This is a genomic window from Pantoea sp. Seng (genome assembly GCF_009829935.1).
Classification (GTDB): Bacteria; Pseudomonadota; Gammaproteobacteria; order Enterobacterales; family Enterobacteriaceae; genus Pantoea; species Pantoea communis.
On the sequence record NZ_SZZV01000015.1, the window covers coordinates 95,032 to 119,519 of the forward strand.

The following is a 24,488-nucleotide window of genomic DNA, read 5'->3' on the forward strand; positions in this document are numbered from 1 at the left end:
TGTCTTGATTAAACCTCAGACAATGTTAATGTTGCGCTGCGGTAGCGGATATTTCCGATAATGCAATACCAAGACGCTCAGCGTCATCGTCTCTCTTCACTTCAAGGTACACACAGAATGGGCAGAATCGCATTGTGGCTTGCGATGATTCTTATGCCAGTCCTTAGCTGGGCCATTTCGCCAGAGCCAACGCAACTGTCGGCACCGGTGAGCAAAGAGTTAAAGAAACAATTACTTGGCACTCCTGTTTTTATTCAGATCTTCAAGGAAGAGCGTACGCTGGAACTGTACGGCAAAATCGGTAATGAATATCGTCTGCTGGACAGCTATCGCATTTGTAATTTCTCTGGCGGATTAGGGCCTAAGCGTCGTCAGGGCGATTTTAAAAGTCCGGAGGGGTTTTATAACGTTAAGCTAAACCAGTTAAAACCGGACAGCCGTTTCTACCGCGCGATTAATACCGGCTTCCCGAATCAATACGATCGTGATAAAGGCTATGACGGTAACTATTTGATGATTCACGGTGATTGCGTCTCAATTGGCTGCTACGCCATGACCAACGCATCAATGGACGAGATCTTTACCTACGTCAACGCTGCGCTGCGCAACGGTCAGCAGGATGTACAGATCAATATCTATCCGTTCCATATGACCGATAGCAACATGCAGCGTCATCGCTACTCAACGTACATCAACTTCTGGCGTGAACTGCAGCCGGGTTATGCGTACTTCGAGAAGTACCACATACCGCCAACGGTTAATGTGACGACGACGGGTCAATATGCGGTGAACAGCACGCCGGTGATTTCTACACCGGATGCTGCCTCGAAGTCATTCCTGGCGCTCACCCAGGCAAAATAATGCCCACTCGCCTGGCACTATTCGGTGCCAGGTTTCATTTCCTGTCAGCGGCTGTGTCGCAATCACCGTCACAACGTCCTTCGGGGTTGTCTGCTGCATAAAATCAATTTCTACATCCTGATCGAGCAACTTGGCTTTGCCAAAAGGCGCACGACGAGTGATCCAATACAGATTGGTCGAGCAGAACGCCATCAGATATCGACCGTCCGACAGCAGCATGTTAAACACGCCCTTCTCGCGCATCTCAGCCGCCAGCTCAGCAATGTAGCGAAATACCGCCGGCCAGTTACCCGGAGTGCGCGGATAACGCTCAGACAGCTTATGCAGGATCCAGCAAAACGCTTTCTCACTGTCCGTTTCGCCAACGGGTCGGAAAGTCCCGGTCTCCAGCTGTTTGTAGCCTTTCAGCTGCCCGTTGTGCGCGTAGGTCCAGTTACGTCCCCACAGCTCACGGGTAAACGGATGGGTGTTTTCCAGCGACACTTCACCACGATTCGCCTGGCGGATATGAGCGACCACGGAATGTGATTTGATCGGGTATTCCTGCACCAAACGGGCGATCGGTGAGTTAAAGCTGGGCTGAGGATCTTTGAATGTGCGGCACCCTTTTCCTTCATAGAAAGTGATGCCCCAGCCATCTTTATGTGGCCCGGTTCCGCCGCCACGCTGCACCAGACCGGTAAAACTGAAACAGATGTCCGTGGGGACATTGGCGCTCATCCCGAGCAATTCGCACATAGCAACCGCCTTAAGTCAGCACTCCCGCGTGAGCAGGAGTGACGCGTCATTACTTAACCATCTCTTTTTCGATCAGCAGCATCAGGATATGAATCACTTTAATGTGAATCTCCTGAATGCGGTCAGCGTAGCCAAAATGCGGTACGCGAATTTCGATGTCCGCTGTGCCTGCCATTTTGCCGCCATCTTTACCGGTCAGGGTAATCACTTTCATCCCTTTGGCGCGTGCCGCTTCGACCGCTTTGATAATGTTCGCCGAGTTACCTGAAGTGGACAGGCCCAGCAGTACATCGCCTTCACGGCCTACGGCTTCGATATAGCGCGAGAACACATGGTCATAGCCAAAATCGTTGCTGACGCAGGAAAGGTGGCTCACATCAGAGATGGCAATCGCCGGGTAGCCAGGACGATTTTCACGGTAGCGCCCCGTCAGTTCTTCAGCAAAGTGCATCGCATCACAGTGAGAACCACCGTTGCCACAGGAGAGCACTTTGCCCCCTGCTTTGAAGCTGTCTGCCAGCAAGACTGCCGCGCGCTGAATCGCGTGAATGTTCGCTTCGTCACTCAGGAATTTATTAAGCGTATCGGCTGCTTCATTAAGTTCTGAGCGAATAATGTCCTGATACATAGGGATGTCCTTTAAAGGAAAGATTTACTCTGCAAGTTTAACGGAATGGGACAAAGCCGCAAAGCGCCTGCATCGGGGAAAAAGGCCCGGGCTTTGCCATTCCTGCTCTGTTGGTGTCCAGAGAGTGCGATTTTGTGAGTTCTGTTGTAATTGCGATGTAAACAGATTGCTAAAAAGCGACCACTGCTCTAAACCTTACCTTATAACAGGTCAGACCTCTTACAACTTACGGAGCGGTTCATTATGTTGCTTGCCTCGATTGTCGCGACGCTGATTGTCATTAGCGCCCTCTTTTACCATCAAGTTTCGCTGCGGCTCAGCAGCGTAATCCTGTTGCTATGGACCGCCGGGCTGGCTGCTGCAGGCCTGTGGACGCCGTGGCTGCTGCTGCCACTGGCGATTATCCTGCTGCCCTTCAATCTGCCGGCCATGCGTCGCAGTATGTTCTCCAAACCTGCGCTGCACAGCTTCCAGAAAGTGATGCCGCCGATGTCGCGTACGGAAAAGGAAGCGATTGATGCCGGTACGACCTGGTGGGAAGGCGATCTGTTTCGTGGCAAGCCAGACTGGCAGAAACTGCACAACTATCCGCAGCCACGCCTGACGGAAGAGGAACAAGCCTTCCTCGAGGGGCCGGTCGAAGAAGCCTGTCGTATGGCGAATGATTTCCAGATCACTCACGAACTGGCCGATCTTCCGCCGGAACTGTGGGCGTATCTCAAGCAGCATCGCTTCTTCGCCATGATCATTAAGAAAGAGTATGGCGGCCTCGAATTCTCCGCCTATGCTCAGGCGCGCGTGTTGCAAAAACTGGCGGGCGTTTCCGGTATCCTGGCGATCACCGTGGGTGTACCTAACTCACTCGGCCCAGGCGAACTGTTGCAGCATTACGGCACCGATGAGCAGAAAGATCACTATTTACCACGTCTGGCACGCGGCGATGAAATTCCGTGCTTCGCGCTGACCAGCCCGGAAGCGGGTTCGGATGCGGGTGCCATTCCGGATACTGGCGTGGTGTGCATGGGCGAATGGCAAGGCCAGCAAGTGCTGGGCATGCGCCTGACATGGAATAAGCGTTACATTACGCTGGCACCGATTGCTACCGTGCTTGGCCTGGCCTTTAAACTCTCCGATCCCGATCATCTGCTGGGTGAGACTGAAGAGCTGGGCATTACCTGCGCCCTGATCCCGACGCAAACGCCGGGCGTAGAGATTGGCCATCGCCACTTCCCGCTTAACGTGCCGTTCCAGAACGGTCCAACACGCGGTAAAGATATTTTCGTGCCGATCGATTTCATCATCGGTGGCCCGTCGATGGCCGGTCAGGGCTGGCGTATGCTGGTTGAATGTCTGTCAGTCGGTCGCGGCATCACCTTGCCTTCCAACTCGACCGGTAGTCTGAAAAGCATTGCGCTGGCAACCGGTGCTTATGCGCATATCCGTCGTCAGTTCAAAGTCTCTATCGGTAAAATGGAAGGCATCGAGGAACCGCTGGCACGCATTGCCGGTAACGCCTATGTGATGGATGCGGCGGCTACGCTTATCACTAGCGGCATTATGCTGGGTGAAAAACCGGCGGTGCTGTCGGCGATTGTGAAATATCACTGCACCCACCGAGGCCAGCGCGCCATTATCGATGCGATGGATATCGCCGGCGGTAAAGGCATTATGCTGGGCGACAACAACTTCCTGGCGCGGGCTTATCAGGGCGCACCGATTGCGATTACCGTGGAAGGCGCCAATATCCTGACGCGCAGCATGATCATCTTTGGCCAGGGCGCGATTCGCTGCCATCCATGGGTGCTGGAAGAGATGAACGCTGCGGCGAAAAACGATCTGGTGGCCTTTGACCGTGCCTTGTTCAGCCATATTGGCCATGTCGGTAGCAACAAAGTGCGCAGTCTGTGGCTCGGTTTGACCGGAGGCCGCACCAGCGCATCGCCAACCCGCGACGTGACCCGCCGCTACTATCAGCAGCTCAACCGCCTGAGCGCCAACCTGGCACTGCTGTCAGATGTGTCGATGGCGGTGTTAGGCGGCAGCCTGAAACGTCGTGAACGTATCTCAGCACGTCTGGGGGATGTGCTGAGCCAGATGTACCTCGCTTCTGCCACCCTGAAACGCTTTGACGACGAAGGCCGCAATGAAGCCGATCTGCCGCTGGTGCACTGGGGCGTACAGGATGCGCTGCATCAGGCTGAGGTGGCGATGGATGACCTGCTGCGTAACTTCCCTAATCGCCTGGTGGCAGGCGCGCTGCGCATGGTGATTTTCGCCGGTGGCAAACACTGCCCGGCACCGTCTGACAAACTGGACCACAAGCTGGCGAAGCTGTTGCAACTGCCGTCAGCCACTCGTACGCGGCTGGGCCGTGGCATGTACCTGACGCCAAGCGAACACAATCCAGCAGGCCAACTGGAGCAGGCGCTGCAGGATGTGATGGCAGCGGAAGTGATTCATGAACGTCTTTGCCAGCAGCAGAAAAAACATCTGTCGTTTACCCGTCTGGATGCGCTGGCACAGCGTGCGTTGAAAGAGGGCTGGATTGATGAGAGCGAAGCCAAAGTACTGACGCGCGCTGAAGCCAGCCGTCTCAAAGCCATCAACGTCGATGAGTTTGTGCCGGAGGCACTGGCCTCACCGAAGCCGCAGGATAAAGGCGCCACACGCGCCAGTGAAGCGGCATAAAACGAAAAAGCCTCCTGACGGAGGCTTTTTTAATGGGGCCTGGCATAACTTATCCCGCATACATACAGCGGTTTCGCTGCCAAAGCGGGTAGTGAATGGCGCACTTATAAGATTGAAGCCTGACTTACCCCGCCTGACGAATACGCGCAATTAACGCATCGACATCCGCAATATGATCTGCCGCGAGAATCAACGTACGGCCCAGCGTGATGCAGCTACGAATACATTCGGTACGCATGGTATCATCAGCAATCTGTTTAAAATCGGCAACGTGTGACATGCCCACGGTGCGACGAATCAGTTCCGTGCCGCAATAACCAATGGTGTCGCTCCATACTTTGCGCAGGAAGGCTTCCGCATAGCCCGGATACGCCAGCGCCACATCAGAAGTGTTGGCGTGTGCCAGTTCGAGGAAGCGGCTGGAGAACTGCGTCCAGACTTCATGCGCATCGCTCAGACGACGCTCACGCCCTTCTGCCGCTTCACGCGGGGCCAGCAGGCCCGGCAGGCAGCAGTAGTTAATCAGCAGATTGCCAATCGCGCTGCCGACATCAAAGCCTATCGGACCGAAATAGCCAAACTCCGCATCGATCACCTTCAGGCTACCATCGGCCACGAAGATGGAGCCGCTGTGCACATCGCCGTGCAATAGCGCTTCGGCATCGGCAAAGAAGCGGTGCTTCAGCCCGGCCACCGCGATTTTCAGCGCATCGTCAGTGCGCAGGCTGACCACCAGCGGCTCCAGTGCCGCCGGGTATTTATTACGCTCATGATCGATAAAGGGATCATTGAAGAACAGGTCTTCGGTGATTTCGCACATTTCCGGGTTGATGAAACGCGCGACTTCGGCCTTTTTCTTGTGCGGATGCAGGAAAAAATCAGAAGTATGGAACAGCGTCTGCGCCAGATATTCGCCCAGCTGACGACCCGCTTCAGGGTAGTAAGCCCCTTGCACCAGCTCGCCGCGCCAGATGCGATGGCTGGAGAGATCTTCCATCACCATCACCGCCAGTTCGGCATCATAATGGGTGACGTTAACCGTGTGCTCTGGGCAATGTTTATAGTGCTCAACCAGCGTCTGCGCTTCGAGGCGCGCGCGATCCAGCGTTAACGGCCAGGACTCACCCACGCAACGCACATAGGGCAGTGCCTGTTTCACCACCACACGGCTCTGTCCCAGGTTATCGAAAATCTTGAACACCAGGTTGAGATTACCATCGCCGATCTCTTCTGCGCTGACCAGCGCTGACGGATCGTCCACACCGCCAAATTTTTTAGCATATTCCACCGCATCAGCAGCGGTGAAGGTACGGTATTGCGACATTGCCTGTTCCTCGACATTCGATAGTAATAAGCCGTTTGGACGTCTATACATCCGTCACGCATGTTGGCACAATAGCCGCTATTAACGCAACAGGGATTTCACACCATGCAAACACTTCGTACCACCAGTCTTGAGGTCCGCGATAATCAACTGTGGATCCTCGACCAGCAAGCGCTGCCACAACAACAAAACTGGCTGCCTGCGCACACTGTGACGCAGTTGGTTGATCATATCCATGCGCTCCGCGTGCGCGGCGCCCCGCTGATTGGCCTTTCAGCCAGCTTGCTGCTGGCGCTGTTGGGCGAGCAAGGTGTCACCCGCGCGGCATTGGCGGAAGCGCTGGAGGTGTTGCGTGCGTCACGTCCGACTGCCGTCAACCTGATGAACAATCTGGATCGTATGAAGATTGCGCTGGCGGAGAGCGATCACGTAAACGCCCTGAGCGCCGAAGCGCTGCGTCTGGTGGCAGAAGATAAGCAGCTGTGTGACAACATTGCCCGCGCCGGCAGCGCTCTGGTCAAGCCCGGCAGCCAGCTGCTGACGCACTGTAATACCGGCGGTCTCGCCACCGCTGGCGTGGGTACCGCACTGGGCGTGATTGCGCATGCCCATCAGCAAGGTTTGGTGAAAAGCGTCTGGGTGGATGAGACGCGACCACTGCTGCAGGGCGGTCGTTTAACCGCGTGGGAGCTGGGCGAGCTGCACATTCCCTACCAGCTGATCACCGATTCGATGGCTGCAAGTTTAATGGCGCGCGGCGTGGTCGATGCGATTTGGGTCGGCGCGGATCGCATTGCCGCCAACGGCGATGTGGCGAACAAAATCGGCACCTACAGCCTGGCGGTACTGGCGCACTATCACGGCATTCCGTTCTATGTGGCGGCGCCGCACACCACGCTGGATCGTCAATGCCCGAACGGCGATGCTATCCCGATTGAGCAGCGTGCCGCCAGTGAAGTCACCGGCGTATCCGGCAGTTTTGGTAGTGTGCAGTGGGCACCGGATAATGCGGTGGTCTACAACCCGGCGTTTGATGTCACGCCAGCTGCACTGATTAGCGGCTGGGTGTTGGATACCGGCGTCGTGACGCCAGATCAGGTTAAGGAAGGGATTTTTCAGCCTTAAGGGTGCACCAGATGGCGTATCCTGTGTTGACGGTGCGCCAGATATGTAAAAGTCGCCATAAATGGCGACCTTACGATGCCGAGCCCTATGGTGTCAGATGCACTCTGAAGAGTGACCTTTCAAAGGCTGATTCCATTTATGCATATGCAGGTTTAAGCACACAGCGCGTTATGCCAGACGAGGATAAGCATCCGCAATCTTGTCGCCGGTAAAGTTGGCGATCCAGCCTTCCTGATTATCGAAAATACGAATCGCGGTAAAGTGCGGCTCAGAACCCATATCAAACCAGTGTGCCGTGCCTTCAGGTACTGAAATCAGATCATTCTTCTCGCACAGAATCTGGTAAACCTCATTGCCAATATGCAGGCAAAACAGGCCAGACCCTTCGACGAAGAAACGCACTTCATCTTCGCTGTGCGTGTGTTCATTCAGGAACTTCTCGCGCAACGCCTGCTTGTTAGGATTGTCTGCACGCATGCTCAGCACATCCCAGCTCTGATAACCTTTCTCTGCCACCAGACGATCGATCGCGTGCTGATAGGCTTTGATCACCGTTTCAGCGTCAGGGTCGTTACCCAGATCGCGATCCGCTTCCCAACGCTCAAAGCGAACGTTTTTGGCGTTCAGGCGCTCGCGAATCGCCTCGGCATCGGTACTGTGCCACAGTGGCTGGCTGGACTCGGTATCGCTAAAAATTGTCAGTGCACTCATGTTAAATCGACTCCGGATTAATCTGCGAAAAATCGTTTACCTGATGATGGCGACTGGCGTTATCGGCCTCGCCACGAATTAACTGCAATGTGTGCCAGCCTGCTTGTGCCGCAGCATCCAGTTCCTGATGGATATCTGACAGGAACAACAACGAAGAGGGTGCCAGGCCAATGTGTTCGGCGATGTTGTGATACGACTGGGTTTCACGCTTAGCGCCAACCGCTGTATCAAAATAGCCGCTAAACAGCGAGGTTAAATCACCTTCATCGCTGTAGCCAAATAACAGTTTCTGCGCAGGCACCGATCCCGAGGAATAAACATACAGGGCAATCCCTTGTTGCTGCCAGCGTTCAAAGGCGGGCAGCACATCGGGATAAAGGTGGCCGGTGAACTGACCTTCAACATAACCCGCACGCCAGATCATCCCTTGCAGCGCTTTCAACCCCGGCGATTTGCGATCTTCATCAATAAAACCGATCAGTGTGGCGATGAGGTCATCCAGCGATGCTTGTGGCGCCGCTGACTCTTCACGCACTGCGTTTAGCGCCGCAACCACCTTCTCATCCGTTTGGTTATCCCGCACGAAGGCTGCCAGATGCTGACGTGCATAAGGAAACAGGACATTGTGCACAAACTGAATATCACTGGTGGTGCCTTCAATATCAGTAACAATCGCGCGAATCATTGGGTCTCCAGCAGTCGACGTTGCAGTTCACATTCAAACAGGAATTCCAGCCCTTCCAGGTGGCGGCGCGCTTCGTTGACGTCCTTGCCCCAGCAGGTCAAGCCATGGCCACGTAACAGGAAGCCGTACCGCAACGGCGTGTCCGCCGCAAAAGCTTCAATGCGCCGCGCCAGTGCCTCAATATCCTGATCGTTATCAAACAGGGGAATCGCAACGGTATTGAGATGCGTGTCCTGACCCGCGAGGGTTTTCTGCATCTCGTAGCCGCTCAGCAACAGCGCACTGCCCTTCTCTACACGCGACAGTACGGTGGAATTCACCGTATGGGTATGCAGTACAGCCCTGGCCTGTGGGAACAAACGATAAATCAGGGTATGCAGCCCGGTTTCCGCCGACGGTTTACGTCCCGAAGGGACACTATTTGTCGCGATCTCCACCTGAATAAAGTCATCACGCGTCAAACTGCCTTTATCTTTACCTGATGCGCTTAGCAGGCAATATTCGGCATCCTGGCGCACCGACATGTTTCCGCCCGTCGCGGGTGCCCAGCCTTTTGCGCCAATCCAGTGGCAGGCGGCCACTAAATGTTCCAGTGGGAGAAAATCCGTCATAGTGAAGGTGAGGCTCCGCAGTTGTTTTAGACGTCTAAGCGTCTCGATTGCCAAATATTAGCATCCTGTGTAGAGTGGCAGCAACACAGGGTTTCTCCGCATCGACATTCGCGCTTAAGGCCACTAAATAATGACGCAGCTCAACCTGACTCCCGAGAGCAAATTACCTGCGCTCGGCACCACGATTTTCACGCAAATGAGCGCCCTTGCCGCGCAGTTCAACGCCATCAATTTATCACAGGGTTTTCCGGATTTTGACGGCCCGCAATATTTACAGGATCGTCTGGCCTATCATGTGAGCCAGGGCGCAAACCAATATGCGCCGATGATCGGTGTGTTACCCCTGCGTGAAGCGATTGCCGATAAAACGGCTGAGCTTTACGGTCACACGCCCGATGTTAACAACGATATCACCGTGACCGCGGGCGCGACCGAGGCACTGTATGCCGCGATTACGGCGCTGGTGCGTCCGGGCGATGAAGTGATCTGCTTCGATCCCAGCTACGACAGTTACGCGCCTGCTGTTCAACTGGCCGGCGGCGTGCTGAAACGCATTGCATTGCAGCCACCGGGATTCCGCGTTGACTGGAGTGAATTCCGCAGCTTGCTGAGCGCGAAAACCCGTTTAGTCATTCTGAATACGCCGCACAACCCTTCTGCGACCGTGTGGCGAAAAAGCGATCATGCCGAGTTATGGCAGGCGATCGCTGAGCAGGAAATCTATGTGTTGAGCGATGAAGTCTACGAACACATCTGTTTTGATGCAGAGGGCCACGCCAGCGTGTTAGCGCATGCCGAGTTACGCCAGCGTGCCGTTGCCGTCTCTTCGTTTGGCAAAACCTTCCATATGACCGGATGGAAAGTGGGCTACTGTGTTGCTCCAGCAGCGATCAGCGCCGAAATCCGTAAAGTACACCAGTATCTGACGTTTTCGGTTAATACCCCGGCGCAGCTGGCGATTGCCGATATGCTGCGTCAGGAGCCGGAACACTATCGTGACCTGCCGGCCTTCTATCGCGAACGCCGCGATTGTCTGGTTGATGCATTGTCGGGTAGCCGCTTCAAGGTGTTGTCGTGCGAAGGCACTTACTTTGTGCTGCTGGATTACAGCGCCATTTCCGATCTGGATGACGTCAGTTTCTGCCAATGGCTAACCAAAGAAGTCGGCGTGGCAGCCATTCCGCTGTCGGTATTCTGTGCCGATCCATTCCCGCACAAGCTGATTCGCCTGTGCTTTGCCAAACAACCCGCGACACTTATCGCCGCTGCGGAGCGCTTATGTCAGCTTTAAAAATTACCGTTCTGCAGGAAACCCTGAGCTGGATGGACGGCGAAGCCAACCTTCATCACTTCGATGGCGTATTGAAAGGCATTGAAGGTCGCGATCTGATTCTGCTGCCCGAAATGTTCACCACGGGTTTTGCCATGGAAGCAGCAGAGAGTTCGCTGCCGCAGCAACAGGTCATTGAATGGCTGCACAGCCATGCGAAAACCAGCAATGCGCTGGTCGGTGGCAGCGCAGCCATCCAGACTGAAAAAGGCGCCGTGAACCGTTTTCTGCTGGTTGAACCGAATGGCACCGTGCACCAATACGACAAACGTCATCTGTTCCGCATGGCCAATGAACATCAGCATTACGTTGCGGGTGATACGCGAGAAGTGTTCACCTGGCGCGGCTGGCGTATTCTGCCACAGATTTGCTACGACCTGCGTTTCCCGGTGTTCTCTCGCAATCACAATGATTACGATCTGGCGCTGTACGTTGCCAACTGGCCAGCACCACGTGCGCTGCACTGGCAGTCACTGCTGTTAGCGCGTGCGATTGAAAACCAGGCGTACATTGCCGGTTGCAACCGCGTCGGTAGCGATGGCAACAGCCATCAGTACAGCGGGGACAGTCGGATTATTTCGCCATTGGGCGAGATTCTGGCCGCAGGCGAGCCTTTTGCCCGCGCCCGTCTCGATGCGGAATTGTCGCTGGACGATCTGCAAGCCTATCGCGAACGCTTCCCGGCGTGGCGAGATGCCGATGGCTATACATTGAAGTCATAAAAAAACCCCGGTTTTCCGGGGTTTTATTTATCGCAAGTTGATTACAGATCGAAGCGATCCAGATTCATCACTTTGGTCCAGGCTGCCACGAAGTCATTGACGAACTTCTGTTTGGCATCGCTGCTGGCATAGACTTCAGCCAGTGCGCGCAGGATAGCATTGGAACCAAACACCAGATCGGCACGGGTGGCGCTGTATTTCACTTCACCGCTGACACGATCGCGGCCTTCGAACAGCTCGGCGCTCTCATCGGTGGCGCGCCATGCGGTGCGCATATCCAGCAGGTTGACGAAGAAGTCATTGCTCAATACGCCAACACGATCGGTGAACACGCCATGCTGACCGCCGTCGAAGTTGGTGCCCAGCACACGCAAACCGCCCAGCAGCACGGTTAATTCCGGTGCGCTCAGCGTCAGCTGCTGTGCTTTATCCAGCAGCAGGGTTTCGGTGGATGAGCCACCTGCGATACGACGATAGTTACGGAAACCATCGGCCAGCGGTTGCAGCACGTCAAATGACTCCACCTCAGTTTGGTCCTGACGCGCATCCACACGGCCCGGTGTAAACGGTACTTGCACCGCCACACCCGCCGCTGCAGCAGCCATTTCAATACCCACACTGCCGGCCAGAACGATCACATCCGCCAGCGACGCTTTACCAGACTCCTGCTGAATTTTTTGCAGGGTTGGCAGCACATCGTGAATCACGCTGGCGTTCACCGCCCAACCGTTTTGCGGTGCCAGTGCCAGACGTGCACCGTTGGCCCCGCCACGTTTGTCACCGCCACGGAAAGTGGAAGCAGATGCCCAGGCAGCAGAGACCAGTTGGCTGGCGCTGAGACCGGAAGCAGCAATCTTCGCTTTCAGATCGGTGATCTCATCAACGGTTGGCTGGTGGATCGCGGCAGGCAACGGGTCCTGCCAGATCAGATCTTCTTTTGGCACTTCCGGGCCGATGTAACGCGCTTTTGGCCCCATATCGCGGTGGGTCAGTTTGAACCAGGCACGGGCAAAGGCTTCATTGAACGCCTGTGGATCGTTGAGGAAACGGCGGGAGATCTTGCCGAACTCTTCGTCAAAACGCAGCGTCAGATCGGTCACCAGCATGGTGGGCTTGCGCTTTTTCTCGGGATCGAACGGGTCTGGAATGATCGCTTCCGCATCCACCGCTTCGAACTGGATCGCGCCTGCTGGGCTGTGTGTCTGTACCCATTCGTATTTGAACAGGTTCTCGAAGAAGTAGTTGCTCCACTGGGTAGGCGTCTGCGTCCACACCACTTCCAGACCGGAGGTAATCGCATCCGCACCGGCACCGCTGCCGTAGCTGCTGCTCCAGCCGAGGCCCTGCGCTTCAATTGGCGAGGCTTCTGGATCAACACCCACGTGGCTGGCGGCAGCCGCACCGTGGGTTTTACCCAATGTATGACCACCGGCAATCAGCGCGACGATCTCTTCATCGTTCATGCCCATATTGCCGAAGGTGGCGCGAATCGCTGGTGCCGCTGATTTCGGATCGCCGCTGGCTTCCGGGCCTTCCGGGTTGACGTAGATCAGGCCCATTTCGGTGGCACCCACCGGCGCATTGGCAAGACTTTCTGGGTGGCGATGCGCCAGCCATTCAGTTTCGTTACCCCAATCCACATCCAGATCCGGTTCCCACACGTCTTCACGTCCGGCACCAAAACCAAAGGTGCGGAAGCCGGCATTTTCCAGCGAGACGTTACCCGCCAGAATATAGAGGTCGGCCCAGGAAATTTTCTGACCGTATTTCTGTTTTACCGGCCACAGCAGGCGACGTGCTTTATCGAGGCTAACGTTGTCTGGCCAGGAGTTAAGCGGCGCGAAACGCTGCTGCCCACGGCCGGAACCGCCACGACCATCCACGGTGCGGTAAGTACCGGCACTGTGCCACGCCATGCGAATGAACAGCCCAATATAGCTGCCCCAGTCGGCTGGCCACCAGGATTGAGAGTCGGTCAGAATAGCGCGGATATCCGCTTTTAACGCCGGGTAATCCAGCTTGCTGAACTCGTCGCGGTAGTTGAAGTTTTCACTGAGAGGATTGGAACGGTTGGAGTGCTGATTTAACAGGTCGACACGTAACATATTTGGCCACCAGTCGCGGTTGGTTGTTCCGCTCCCCGCGCCACGTGCCAGTACGCTTTTTTCTTCAGACGCCCCGTGATGAAAGGGGCACTTACCTGACGCTGCTGCATTATCGTTATTGTCGTGCGTGCTCATTTTTCGGCTCCGTTTGCTTCACATTGTCCGGTAAAGATAACCGTACCTTGTGAAAGAATATATTTGGATGAACCGAAGGTTTTGATAGTTTCTGTCTTTCAAGCGCAGCGTGTGACATGGCGCACAGAAAGTAGGGCTTTATCGTCAGCTGCGCATAATTTCGTCACTAAAACAGGTGTCGTTTGCAGCCAGTTGTCCCTAAATGCGCACCCTGCAGTCACTGGAGTGTTGCAGGGTCGCCATTTAGGGTGGCCGTGACAAAATTAGCTGCCGCGATAGGTTGACCACGACCACGGTGAGATCAGAAACGGCAGATGATAATGGCTGCCCGCCGAACCAATCACAAAATCAATCTGTGCACTGACGTACAGCGCATCGCGTCCGTCAGCAGCGAAATAGTCACCGATCTCTGCGGTCAATCGATAATGGCCCGGTGCTAACGGCTCGGGCGTTAAATCTTTAATACGGCCATCGCTATCGGTTTCCCCCTCCGCTATCGGCAACCAGCCTTCCGGGCTGTTCTGCTCCAGGGATATGGCCACGCCGATAGCGGGTTTACCCAGCGCGGTATCCAGAATGTGAGTGGTAATGGTGCTCATACAATGCTCTCCTTAAGCCGTAACAGGGTGATTTCACGCAGTTGCGTCAGCGCTTCCTGCTGCTCTGTCTCTGCATCATTGTTGAGCCTGCGCTGCAATTCCGCCAGCATCTCCTCGCCACTCCGCCCTTTGGCACGAATCAAAAACACCCGGTTGAAGCGCTTTTCATAGGATTGATTGCCCGCCAGCATGGCAAATTGCAGCGCGCCATCGGCCTGCTGCATCGCCGACTGCTCATTGCGTGACAATACTGCCTCTTTGCCCGCGCCCGCGGCTTTTTCACCAATACGGGGGTGAGCGCGTAATGCTTGTTCCAGTTCGGCACCTTGCCAGCGCTTTGCCAGTGTTTCGGCGGTCGTATAGAGCGCTTCCACATCCGCAAAAGGCCGTGCGGCCACCAGCGCCTGCTGCCAGTCAGGAATTGCCACGCAGTGGGCTATCGCTGTGTGTGCCTCATTGGGCGTGGCATCGTTAAACACCGCTAACTCCATGCAACGGCTCCTTAAGCCTGTGCCAGATCGTTGACCGCTTGCAGATAAGCCTGCACGCCCAATGCCACATCGGCTACCTGTACGGACTCGGCTGGATGATGGCTAATACCGCGATAGTTGCGCACGAACAGCATACCCACTGGCCAGCGATCGGCGATCGCAATCGCGTCGTGCCCTGCGCCGCTTGGCAAAGAAACGCTGCGGCCCTGTACGGTTTCCACCGCGTGGCTCAGCGCCTGTTGCAAACGTGCATCACAGGCGGTTGCCGCAATACGGTAATACTCGCTAGCGGTAAAAGTCAGTCCACGCCGCAAGGCAATCGCTTCGGCTTGTGTCAGCAGCGCGGACAACAGGCGCTCCAGCGGCTCATCCTGCGGCCCACGCACATCCAGTGAAAACTGCACTTCACCGGGGATAACATTCACGGCGCCCGGCAAACAGCTCAGGGTGCCGACCGTGGCCACCAGTTGTGGATCTTGCTCGGCAGTGGTGTGCTCAACAAACACCATCCACTCGGCGGCGGCGGCCAGTGCGTCTTTACGATGGGTCATCGGCACCGTGCCAGCGTGGCCCGCTTCACCGATAAAGCTGCAATTCAAACGACGCGCGCCGTTAATCGCGGTCACCACGCCAAGCGCCAAATCTTCCTGTTCCAGACACGGCCCTTGTTCTATGTGCAGTTCAAGGTAAGCCGCAATGTCGTTGACGTCGCGTGCTGCCTGCAAAATGTTGGCAGCGTCCAGACCGAGATCCTGCATCGCTTCCGCCACAGTTATACCGTTTCCATCCGGATGCGTTACCCAACTCTCGGGCCATGTGCCGGTAATACCCCGGCTGCCCAACAGCGTGATGCCAAAGCGCGTGCCCTCTTCATCGCCGAACCCGACAATCTCAATCGCCAGCGGTAAGCGCAGCTGACGATCGTGCAGCCACTGTACGGTTTCAATAGCACTCAGCACACCCAGCATGCCGTCATAGCGCCCGGCATTGCGCACCGTGTCCAGATGAGAGCCCAACAGCAGCGCCTGCGCGCCGGGTTCAGCAGACTCATAACGACCACAGATATTGCCCACAGCATCTTGCCAGGTGGTCATGCCGGCCGCCTGCATCCATTCTGCCACGCGGGCGTTGGCGCGGACCTGTTCAGGCGAGAGATAGACACGCGTCAGACCATCCTCACTTTCACTGATTTCAGCCAGGGCATCGCAGCGTGCCATGACGCGGGTAGCGGCGGACTGCGCCTCGCTGGCGGTCATCAGGCTTTTGCTCATGCGTGGCTCCCGTAATGATCCCACGCCGCCTGCATGGCCGCGCCTTGTATCGAACGGTAACCCACATGGTTCAATACCGCTTCCAGCGCGCTCAGGGTTTGCATCACGCAATCTTTGCGCGCGTTGTAGCCCATGGTGCCGATGCGCCACACTTTGCCGTGTAGCGGACCAAACGAGGTGCCGATCTCAATACCAAAATCTTCCAGCACCAATTTGCGCACCTGGTCGCCATTCACGCCCTGCGGGATCACCACACCGAGCACGTTGTTCATTTTGTGTTTCAGGTCGCCAAAGGTTTCGAGGCCCATGCCCTGAATGCCTTTCAGCATCGCCTCGCCGTGCAACTTATGACGTGCAATGCCGTTATCCAGCCCTTCCTGCATCATCAAACGCGCGCACTCACGTGCACCAAACAGCGCGGTGGTGGCTTCGGTATGGTGGTTCAGACGTTCCGGCCCCCAGTAATCCATGATCATGCCGAGATCGAAATAGTTGGAATAAATCATCTCCTCATCACCATCCTGATGATCCGCGGTACGGATGCCCTCTTCCACACACTTACGTTTGCGGATCACCGCTTCCATCTGCGGGCTGAGGGTGATCGGAGAAGTACCCGACGGACCGCCAAGGCACTTCTGCATACCGGCAGAGACCGCATCCAGTCCCCAGGCATCGGTTTCCAGCACGTTACCGCCCAGTGAAGCTGTGGCATCGGTATAGAACAGCACGCCATATTTCTGGCAGATGGCGCCGAGTTGTTCCAACGGCTGCAGCATGGTGGTGGAAGTATCACCCTGCACCGTCAGCAGCAGGCGCGGCTGCACTTTTTTGATCGCGTCTTCAATTTGATCGGGGGTGAACACTTCGCCCCACGGCACTTCAATAGTGTGCACTTCGGCGCGGCAGCGGCGGGCAATCTCACACAGCAGATGGCCAAAGCGGCCAAACACCGGCACCAGCACTTTGTCGCCCGGACGGATAGCCGAGAGCAGAATCGCTTCGATACCGGCGCGCGAGGTGCCGTCAATCAACATGGTCCAGCGGTTTTCGGTACGAAATACACCACGATACAGCGCCATCACTTCATTCATGTAGTGCGTCATCGCCGGATCGTACTGACCCAGCAGCTGGCTCGACATGGCGCGCAGGACACGCGGATCGGCGTTGATAGGACCAGGGCCCATCAGCAGGCGTTGTGGTGGATTTATTTGCGAAAACTGACTGATATCCATGTGCTATTCCTTTTGAAGACTTAAAGACGGACGGTGGAGATAAACTGTTTAAGCTCGGCGGTCTGCGGGTTGGCAAACAGCGTTTTGCTGTCACCCTGCTCCCAGACGCGGCCCTGATGCATAAACACCACGCGATCGCCCACATCACGGGCGAAGTTCATTTCATGGGTAACGAGGATCAAGGTCATGCCCTCGGCAGCCAGCTGTTCCAGCACCTTCAGCACTTCACCCACCAGTTCAGGATCGAGCGCTGAGGTGATCTCGTCACAGAGTAATACTTTCGGCTGCATTGCCAGCGCACGGGCAATCGCCACACGCTGTTGTTGTCCACCGGATAAATTGGCCGGGTAGTAGTTGATGCGTTCGCCAAGGCCGACCTTTTCCAGCATCTGCGTGGCCAGCTCGCGACATTCGGCTTCGCTCTTCTTCAGTACCCGGCGCGGCGCCAGCATCACGTTTTCCAGCGCGGTCATGTGCGGGAACAGGTTGAAGTTCTGGAACACCATGCCCACCGAGCGGCTGATTTCACGCGCCTGGGATTCACGGTCGGTGATCGTCATACCGCCGAGTTTGATGCTGCCTTCCTGGTAGCCTTCCAGCCCGTTCATGCAGCGCAGCAAGGTACTTTTGCCCGAGCCGCTGCGGCCGATGATCGAAATCACCTCGCCGTTGTCGATATCCAGATCGACACCTTTCAGGACGTGGTTGTCGCCGTAGTACTTCTGGACCTGATTAATGGTGATGAGCGGCATTGAATTTTTTCTCCAGGTACTGGCTGTAACGCGACAGCGGATAACACATCAGGAAGTAACCCAGCGCCACCAGGCCAAATACCTTAAAGGGCTGATACGTCACATTGTTCAAAATAGTGCCGGCTTTCGTCAGCTCGACGAAACCGATAATCGAGGCCAGCGCGGTGCCTTTAATCACCTGAACGGCAAAGCCTACGGTCGGCGCGATGGCGATGCGAATCGCCTGCGGTGCCACCACGCGAAACAGCGTTTGACCAAAAGTCAGGCCGAGGCAACGCGATGCTTCCCACTGGCCTTTCGGCAGCGCACGAATACTGCCGTGCCAGATATCCACCAAAAATGCGCTGGTGTAGAAAGTTAATGCCAGCGAAGCGGCGGTCCAGGGCGCCACATCAATGCCAAACAGCCCGACGCCAAAGAAGGCGAGGAACAGCTGCATCAACAACGGCGTGCCCTGAAACAGTTCGGTGTAGCAGCGAATCAAGCGCGTCAACCATGGGCGCTTCAGCAGGCGTAAAAACAGCAGCGGTAAGGTCACCAGCGTGCCGCCAAAGAAGGCCACCAGCGACAGTAAAATCGTCCAGCGCGCCGCCAGCAGCAGGTTGCGCAGGATGTCCCAGTCAGTAAAGGTTGTCATGCGGGCTGCGCTCCAAACCATTTACGCCCCAGCGCCAGCAGCAGCTGTCGCATGGCAATCGACAACGCCAGGTAGATCAACGTGGTCACCAGATAGACTTCAAAACTCAAGAAAGTGCGTGACTGAATCAGGTTGGCGGCGAAGGTCAACTCTTCGTACGACACCTGCGACACCACCGATGAACCCAGCATCACAATGATGCACTGGCTGACCAGCGCCGGATAAATACGTTGCAGCGACGGCGGCAGAACCACGCGGATAAAAGTCTGCGTGCGGGTCAAGCCCAGCACACGGCCCGCTTCCCACTGCCCTTTCGGCGTCACCTGAATTCCGGCGCGGATAATTTCAGTGCTGTACGCGCCAAGGTTAATCAACATCGCCAGCAGCGCTGCTTCGCCCGCCGTCAGTTTCAGACCAAGATTGGGCAAACCAAAGACGATAAAAAACAGCTGTACCACGAATGGCGTATTACGGATCAGTTCGACATAAACGCCCCAGATGCGACTCGCCCAGCTCGGTTTGCCACTGCGCAGTGCCGCGCCGAGAATCCCCAGGCTCACCCCGCCGACGGTGGCGAGAACCGTTATCTGAATCGTGACCCACAGCCCTGCCAGTAACTCTGGCCAGTGCGGCCAGAGATCTGCAAAATTGAGTTGCCCAATCATTGCGTTATGCGCCGAGGTTGGCTGGCAGTGGGGCTTTCAGCCACTCTTCTGACAGCTTGTTCAGCGTACCGTCTTTGATGCCCTGCTCAATCAACGCGTTCACTTTACCTTTCAGCGCTGGCTCATCTTTCTTCAGGCCGATAAAGCACGGTGAATCTTTCAGCATGAACTGCGGCACCGGCGCTTTTTCTGCGTTCTGGCGTGCAATGGCAGCCACCACGAGGTTGCCGGTCGCGACATACTGCACCTGACCTGACAGGTAAGCTGACAGCGTGGTGTTGTTATCTTCATAACGCTTCACCTGCGCATCTTTTGGCGCCACATCGCTCAGCACCATGTCTTCCACCGCACCACGCGTCACACCAATTGATTTACCGCTTAACGCTGCAGCATCTTTCAGTGGCTCACCTTTCGGGCCAAACACCCCAAGGAAGAACGGCGCGTAAGCACGGCTGAAATCGATCACTTTCTCGCGTTCGGCGTTTTTGCCCATGCTGGAGATCACCAGATCCACTTTATCGGTTTGCAGATAAGGCACGCGGTTGGCGCTGGAGACCGGCACCAGCTGCAACTTCAGTTTCATCTGCTTCGCCAGGTACTTGGCCATGTCGATGTCATAGCCTTGTGGCTGTAAATCGGTACCGACTGAACCAAACGGCGGGAAGTCCTGCGGCACCGCAATGCGGATGACGCCACGCTTCTGAATGTCTTGTAGCTGATCGGCCATCGCACTGCCGACCTGAGCCATCAGCAATGCTGCGCCTGCGACTGCCAGTAAAACTTTTTTCATTATGCACCCCGGTGAGTTTATCGTGAAACAAAAGATTCTTGATAAAACGATTTGCAACTAATGTGCCAACCGCAGGGTGTGGGGCGCAAAGGGAAGAAAAACGAATAAACACGGAGTTTAAGGCGATAAAAATGGGCATTACGCCCGTATTAAAACCCGATCAAAAAAGGTGCAAAGCACCAAAGTGGTGCCCACTATCGGTGTTCCAGTTCATCCAGGTGCTGATAAAGATCGGCAATTTGATGAATACGCTGACGACCTTGCGACAGCATTTCATGCAGCAGTGCATTTGCCAGCAGGTTGATCAGACTCATCGCCGAGGCATAGCTATCAAAGGCGGAGACGCTATCGAGCGGCGCGCATAGCTGCCAGTGTGCCAGGGTGATAATGCCCTGTGCCTGCGGCTCGCACAGCGCCAGCACCGGGATGTTGCTCTGCTGTAGCTGCTGCATCAGCGGGCGGATGATACGTGGACGGCGGCGGAAGGCCATCACGACCACAATATCTTCCGCTGTGATATCCACCAGCTCCTCGCCCAGCGTCTGGCCGGGTTGTGGTAACACATGTACCTGCGGACGCGCCTGCATCAGCTGCTGACGCAGGTGCAATGCCACCGGATAGGCGTTACGCATGCCGATAATAAACACCCGCTTTGCAGCACCCAGCGCCTGAATCACTTCGCCAAACTGCTGCGGGTCGATGCTGTTCACCCACTGCGTCAGGTTGGCCATCTCCTGCTTGTAATGACGCGACAGTAAGGTATTGCCCTGCACTGCATCGCGATTGTCGGTGAGGGGCATCCCGCTCTGACGCAGCGTACGCAGCTCATCACGCATGTCCTTGTATTTCTCATAGCCCAGACGTTTAAACAGGCGGCTGACTGTCGCCTTCGATACCCCGCTCAGCCGCGCCAGCTCGGCGCTGTTGTAGCTGATCAGGTCATCAAAATGGTCAAATACAAAATCGGCAATACGCTGCTCCTGCGGCGACAGTTGCGGATAGTGACTGCGAAGGCGTTCATCAAGCTGTTTCATCATTGGTCCTGTAACTTTCGTTTCATCACAAGCTAGCACAAATCGATCCACATTGATGTCCGACCAAAACTGGAACAGCTCTTGCTTAGATCACCTCACGGATTTGTAGGGGCTCCCATTACGGCGACCACTAACCCAATCCCCCTACAAAAGAATCAATGATGAAGAGTTCACTATGATACAGAGCAACATGGCCCCGCTCGGCATGGCCGTCACCCCACATCATCTCGCCAGTGAAAGCGCACTGGCGGTTTTACGCGAAGGCGGCAACGCGATTGAAGCGATGGTAGCGGCAGCGGCCACTATCGCGGTTGTCTACCCGCACATGAACGGCTTGGGTGGCGATGGGTTTTGGTTGGTCGTGCCGCCCAATGGCGATCCTATCGCTATCGATGCCAGTGGCGCAGCAGGCTCACTCGCCCACCTCGACTTCTATCACGGCGAAAGTCACATCCCGCATCGCGGCCCCAAAGCCGCGTTAACCGTGGCGGGCACGGTGAGTGGCTGGCAGGAAGCGTTAACGCTGGCTGAAGAGCTGGGTTCTGCGCCGTTGCCGTTAGCCCGTTTGCTGCGTGACGCCATTCGCTATGCTGCCGATGGCATTCCTGTTACCGCATCGCAGGCTGCAGCCACTGCCGCAAAGCAACATGAATTGCTTGATCAACCCGGCTTCGCTGCGACCTTCATGCCTGACGGCACCGTGCCTGGTGCCGGTAGCCGTTTTACCCAGCCCGCGCTTGCCAATACACTTAGCGTGTTGAGTGAACAGGGTCTGGAGAGTTTCTATCGCGGCGAACTGGCCCACCATCTGGCACGTGAAATGACCGCGCTGGGTATGCCGATCACCCTGGAAGATCTTCAGAAACAGCACGCGCGCCGCTGCACGCCGCTACATCTGGCACACAGCGAAGGCGACATCTGGAATATGACGCCTCCGACGCAAGGTTTGGTGTCGCTGGCCATTCTGGGCATCACCGACCGGTTGAACATGGCAGAGGCGGATGAGGCACAAACTGTGCACCGCATTGTTGAGGCCACCAAAAAAGCCTTTGCCTTGCGCGACGAACACATCACCGATCCGCGCCATATCGACTTCAATGTGCAAGACCTGCTCGATGCCGATCATCTTTCCACACTGGCAACGCAAATTAATGACCAACAAGCCGCGCCGTGGGGAACCGGGCGAGGTCCTGGCGATACCGTATGGATGGGGGTGATGGACAGCAGCGGGCTGGCCGTTTCCTTTATCCAGAGCATTTATCACGAATTTGGCAGCGGCGTCGTGCTACCGGGTACAGGCATTACCTGGCAAAACCGCGGTGCAGCCTTTAGCCTGCAACCGGGCCATCTGCTGGCACTAAAACCCGGTAAACAACCGTTCCATACCTTAAATCCAGCGGCTGCGCGCCTGAAAGATGGTCGCACGATGGTTTACGGATCAATGGGGGGCGATGGCCAACCACAAACGCAGGCAGCAATTTTTACCCGCCACGTAATTCAGGGACAGCCACTTCAACAGGCGGTCAGTGCACCGCGCTGGTTGTTGGGGCGAACCTGGGGACAATCCTCGGACTCTCTCAAACTCGAAGCGCGTATGTCAGCAGAAACGGTGCAGCAGTTGCGCGAACTCGGTCATGACGTTGAGCTGTTGCCTGATTTCAGCGAAGTCGTCGGCCACGCTGGCGCCATCGTCAGACACAATAACGGCATGCTGGAAGGTGCCTTCGATCCACGTAGCAACGGCAGCGCAGCCGGCTTTTAAAGGAAACCATCATGCATTCGCAACCGGACTGGGCGGCTTATATCGCTCAAATGGAACAGATTCTGGCTCTGGAGCTGGAAGAAGCACGTCGCACTGAATTGCTGGTGCAGTTCAATCGCATCGCCGCCATGGCTGAACCGCTCATGGCTTTCCCGCTGGATGACCGGCTGGAAGTGGCAGGAGTGTTTCATCCATGAAACTGGCATCGTTATCCATCAAAGCGCTCAATCATGCGCTGAATCAAGGTGATATTAGCGCCCGTGAAGTGGCGCAACAGACGTTGAACGCCATTGAACAGCACAATCCTGCACTCAATGCGTGGACCGAAGTCACCGGTCAGCGTATGTTGCGCGAGGCGGATCAGGTCGATTTGCAACGCCAGCGCGGTGAAGTATTGCCTGTGCTGGCGGGTATTCCTTATGCGGTTAAAAACCTGTTTGATGTCGCCGGTCACAGTACCCTTGCTGGTGCCAGCTTATTCAGTGAACGTGCAGCGGCCCGCGAAGATGCGTGGGCGGTGAGTCGACTGCGTCAGTCCGGTGCACTGCTCTCCGGCATGCTGAATATGGATGCCTACGCTTACGGCTTTACCACCGAAAACACCCATTATGGCCCGACCCATAATCCGCGCGATTTGAGCCGCGTTGCCGGTGGTTCCTCCGGCGGCTCGGCGGCGGCCGTCGCGTCAGGCTTAGTGCACTTCTCACTGGGCACCGATACCAATGGTTCGATCCGCGTGCCGGCCTCGTTGTGCGGTATCTATGGACTCAAACCGACCTTTGGTCGCTTATCGCGCAGTGGCAGCCATCCTTTTGTCGCCAGCCTCGATCATATCGGTCCGTTTGCTCGCTCGGTGGAAGATTTGAGTCTGGTGTACGATGCGCTGCAAGGTCACGATGCCAGCGATGCTTTCCAGGCTGCGCAGGCGAAGGAACCGGCCAGTGACGGATTAGTAAAAGGCGCAGAAGGCATACGTAGCGCAGTGTTGGGTGGTTTCTTTTCGACCTGGTGCAGCGAAGAAGCGCGTGCCGCCGTGCAAGTGGTGGCACAAGCGCTGGATGCCAGCGAAGCCGTCACGTTAGCCAACGCGGAAATTGCCCGTTCAGCGGCCTTTATCCTCACCGCCTCAGAAGGCGGCAATCACTATCTGCCCGCTTTGCGCAATTTTCCCGAGCAATTCGAACCGAACTCTCGCGAGCGCCTGCTGGCCGGAGCGATGCTGCCTTCCGCGTGGTATGTGCAGGCGCAGCGCTTCCGCCGTCATTTCCAACAGCAGGTGTTACCGCTGTTTGAACAATTCGATGTCCTGATTGCACCGGCGACCCCTTGCACCGCGACCACCATTGGGCAAGAGACGATTCATATTAACGGCCAGGATTTGCCGACGCGCGCCAGTATGGGCATGTTAACGCAGCCAATTTCCTTCCTCGGCTTGCCGGTCTGTACCGTGCCTTTGCAAACTGCCAGCGGATTACCGATTGGCTTACAGTTAATCGCAGCACCGTTTAAAGAACATCTTGCACTGCGCGCCGCCTGGGCACTGCAGCAGCAAGGGTTGACCCTGCCACAAACTACCCTGATGGATGCGTAAC

General features: G+C 56.1%; 24 protein-coding genes. 8 read left to right on the forward strand and 16 right to left on the reverse strand.

Features of this window, described 5'->3' with window-relative positions:
- The first annotated feature begins 117 nt into the window (after positions 1-117).
- Positions 118-861 carry a peptidoglycan meso-diaminopimelic acid protein amidase gene (gene dpaA, locus FD737_RS16360; RefSeq protein WP_058961547.1) on the forward strand — a complete coding sequence of 248 codons (744 nt, stop codon included), beginning with the start codon at positions 118-120 and terminating at the stop codon, positions 859-861.
- Here the strand turns inward: dpaA and FD737_RS16365 are convergent.
- The gene (locus tag FD737_RS16365; protein WP_058961548.1) at positions 832-1,599 is read right to left on the reverse strand and encodes a class II glutamine amidotransferase; all 768 of its coding nucleotides are present in this window, start codon (positions 1,597-1,599) and stop codon (positions 832-834) included. The two genes, dpaA and FD737_RS16365, sit on opposite strands and share 30 nt — an antisense overlap.
- A 49-nt stretch (positions 1,600-1,648) precedes the next feature.
- On the reverse strand, positions 1,649-2,227 hold the full coding sequence (lpcA, locus tag FD737_RS16370; protein ID WP_034825351.1) for a D-sedoheptulose 7-phosphate isomerase: 579 nt from the start codon (positions 2,225-2,227) through the stop codon (positions 1,649-1,651).
- A gap of 243 nt (positions 2,228-2,470) precedes the next feature.
- Between lpcA and fadE the strand changes: the two genes are divergently transcribed.
- Positions 2,471-4,915: an acyl-CoA dehydrogenase FadE gene (gene fadE / locus FD737_RS16375; protein WP_097117554.1), complete on the forward strand. Its 2,445-nt coding sequence runs from the start codon at positions 2,471-2,473 to the stop codon at positions 4,913-4,915.
- 124 nt (positions 4,916-5,039) lie between these two features.
- Here fadE and mtnK read toward each other — a convergent pair whose 3' ends face one another.
- Positions 5,040-6,239, reverse strand: coding sequence for an S-methyl-5-thioribose kinase (mtnK, locus tag FD737_RS16380; RefSeq protein WP_058961550.1), 1,200 nt, complete (start codon positions 6,237-6,239; stop codon positions 5,040-5,042).
- Positions 6,240-6,344: 105 nt separating this feature from the next.
- Here mtnK and mtnA point away from each other — a divergent pair, with 105 nt between their 5' ends.
- Entirely contained in the window at positions 6,345-7,364 is a 1,020-nt protein-coding gene (mtnA, locus tag FD737_RS16385; protein ID WP_160834031.1) for an S-methyl-5-thioribose-1-phosphate isomerase, read from the forward strand.
- Positions 7,365-7,532: 168 nt separating this feature from the next.
- Here mtnA and FD737_RS16390 read toward each other — a convergent pair whose 3' ends face one another.
- Genes FD737_RS16390 through FD737_RS16400 form a run of 3 tightly spaced genes read right to left on the reverse strand, consistent with a single transcriptional unit; the run spans position 7,533 to position 9,371 of the window.
- Positions 7,533-8,075, reverse strand: a complete 543-nt coding sequence (locus FD737_RS16390) for an acireductone dioxygenase (RefSeq protein ID WP_097117557.1) — start codon at positions 8,073-8,075, stop codon at positions 7,533-7,535.
- Between the two features lies 1 nt (position 8,076).
- The gene (gene mtnC, locus FD737_RS16395; protein WP_034825368.1) at positions 8,077-8,760 is read right to left on the reverse strand and encodes an acireductone synthase; all 684 of its coding nucleotides are present in this window, start codon (positions 8,758-8,760) and stop codon (positions 8,077-8,079) included.
- Positions 8,757-9,371, reverse strand: a complete 615-nt coding sequence (locus FD737_RS16400) for a methylthioribulose 1-phosphate dehydratase (RefSeq protein ID WP_097117558.1) — start codon at positions 9,369-9,371, stop codon at positions 8,757-8,759. Before FD737_RS16400 ends, mtnC begins: the two co-directional genes overlap by 4 nt.
- 130 nt (positions 9,372-9,501) lie before the next feature.
- Here FD737_RS16400 and FD737_RS16405 point away from each other — a divergent pair, with 130 nt between their 5' ends.
- Positions 9,502-10,662 (forward strand): pyridoxal phosphate-dependent aminotransferase, encoded by a 1,161-nt coding sequence (locus FD737_RS16405; protein WP_160834032.1) that lies wholly within the window; start codon positions 9,502-9,504, stop codon positions 10,660-10,662.
- Positions 10,650-11,423: an amidohydrolase gene (locus FD737_RS16410; RefSeq protein ID WP_097117560.1), complete on the forward strand. Its 774-nt coding sequence runs from the start codon at positions 10,650-10,652 to the stop codon at positions 11,421-11,423. Before FD737_RS16405 ends, FD737_RS16410 begins: the two co-directional genes overlap by 13 nt.
- Positions 11,424-11,464: 41 nt before the next feature.
- On the opposite strand, the gene katG is transcribed toward FD737_RS16410, so the two are convergent.
- The 10 genes from katG to hpxU all read right to left on the reverse strand — a co-directional run bounded on the left by katG (position 11,465) and on the right by hpxU (position 21,134).
- On the reverse strand, positions 11,465-13,663 hold the full coding sequence (gene katG / locus FD737_RS16415; RefSeq protein ID WP_097117561.1) for a catalase/peroxidase HPI: 2,199 nt from the start codon (positions 13,661-13,663) through the stop codon (positions 11,465-11,467).
- 263 nt (positions 13,664-13,926) lie between these two features.
- Positions 13,927-14,262 carry a hydroxyisourate hydrolase gene (gene uraH, locus FD737_RS16420; RefSeq protein ID WP_097117562.1) on the reverse strand — a complete coding sequence of 112 codons (336 nt, stop codon included), beginning with the start codon at positions 14,260-14,262 and terminating at the stop codon, positions 13,927-13,929.
- Entirely contained in the window at positions 14,259-14,753 is a 495-nt protein-coding gene (uraD, locus tag FD737_RS16425; RefSeq protein WP_160834033.1) for a 2-oxo-4-hydroxy-4-carboxy-5-ureidoimidazoline decarboxylase, read from the reverse strand. Before uraD ends, uraH begins: the two co-directional genes overlap by 4 nt.
- An 11-nt stretch (positions 14,754-14,764) precedes the next feature.
- A complete protein-coding gene (hpxK, locus tag FD737_RS16430; RefSeq protein ID WP_160834034.1) occupies positions 14,765-16,024 on the reverse strand; it encodes an allantoate amidohydrolase in 1,260 nt (419 codons plus the stop codon).
- Positions 16,021-17,256 (reverse strand): alanine--glyoxylate aminotransferase family protein, encoded by a 1,236-nt coding sequence (locus FD737_RS16435; protein ID WP_160834035.1) that lies wholly within the window; start codon positions 17,254-17,256, stop codon positions 16,021-16,023. Before FD737_RS16435 ends, hpxK begins: the two co-directional genes overlap by 4 nt.
- Before the next feature lie 20 nt (positions 17,257-17,276).
- A complete protein-coding gene (locus tag FD737_RS16440; protein WP_034825388.1) occupies positions 17,277-18,008 on the reverse strand; it encodes an amino acid ABC transporter ATP-binding protein in 732 nt (243 codons plus the stop codon).
- Complete coding sequence (locus FD737_RS16445) at positions 17,989-18,645, reverse strand: amino acid ABC transporter permease (protein WP_058961561.1); 657 nt, start codon at positions 18,643-18,645, stop codon at positions 17,989-17,991. The genes FD737_RS16440 and FD737_RS16445 overlap by 20 nt, the downstream gene beginning before the upstream one ends.
- Positions 18,642-19,310 (reverse strand): amino acid ABC transporter permease, encoded by a 669-nt coding sequence (locus FD737_RS16450; protein WP_038648825.1) that lies wholly within the window; start codon positions 19,308-19,310, stop codon positions 18,642-18,644. The genes FD737_RS16445 and FD737_RS16450 overlap by 4 nt, the downstream gene beginning before the upstream one ends.
- A gap of 4 nt (positions 19,311-19,314) precedes the next feature.
- On the reverse strand, positions 19,315-20,100 hold the full coding sequence (locus tag FD737_RS16455; protein ID WP_160834036.1) for a transporter substrate-binding domain-containing protein: 786 nt from the start codon (positions 20,098-20,100) through the stop codon (positions 19,315-19,317).
- A 194-nt stretch (positions 20,101-20,294) separates the two neighbouring features.
- A complete protein-coding gene (gene hpxU, locus FD737_RS16460) occupies positions 20,295-21,134 on the reverse strand; it encodes a MurR/RpiR family transcriptional regulator HpxU (RefSeq protein ID WP_097117568.1) in 840 nt (279 codons plus the stop codon).
- A 175-nt stretch (positions 21,135-21,309) separates the two neighbouring features.
- Here hpxU and FD737_RS16465 point away from each other — a divergent pair, with 175 nt between their 5' ends.
- Genes FD737_RS16465 through FD737_RS16475 form a run of 3 tightly spaced genes read left to right on the forward strand, consistent with a single transcriptional unit; the run spans position 21,310 to position 24,487 of the window.
- On the forward strand, positions 21,310-22,896 hold the full coding sequence (locus FD737_RS16465) for a gamma-glutamyltransferase family protein (protein WP_160834037.1): 1,587 nt from the start codon (positions 21,310-21,312) through the stop codon (positions 22,894-22,896).
- Between the two features lie 11 nt (positions 22,897-22,907).
- Positions 22,908-23,093, forward strand: a complete 186-nt coding sequence (hpxX, locus tag FD737_RS16470; RefSeq protein ID WP_160834038.1) for an oxalurate catabolism protein HpxX — start codon at positions 22,908-22,910, stop codon at positions 23,091-23,093.
- On the forward strand, positions 23,090-24,487 hold the full coding sequence (locus FD737_RS16475) for an AtzE family amidohydrolase (RefSeq protein WP_034825400.1): 1,398 nt from the start codon (positions 23,090-23,092) through the stop codon (positions 24,485-24,487). The genes hpxX and FD737_RS16475 overlap by 4 nt, the downstream gene beginning before the upstream one ends.
- Position 24,488 lies beyond the last annotated feature (1 nt).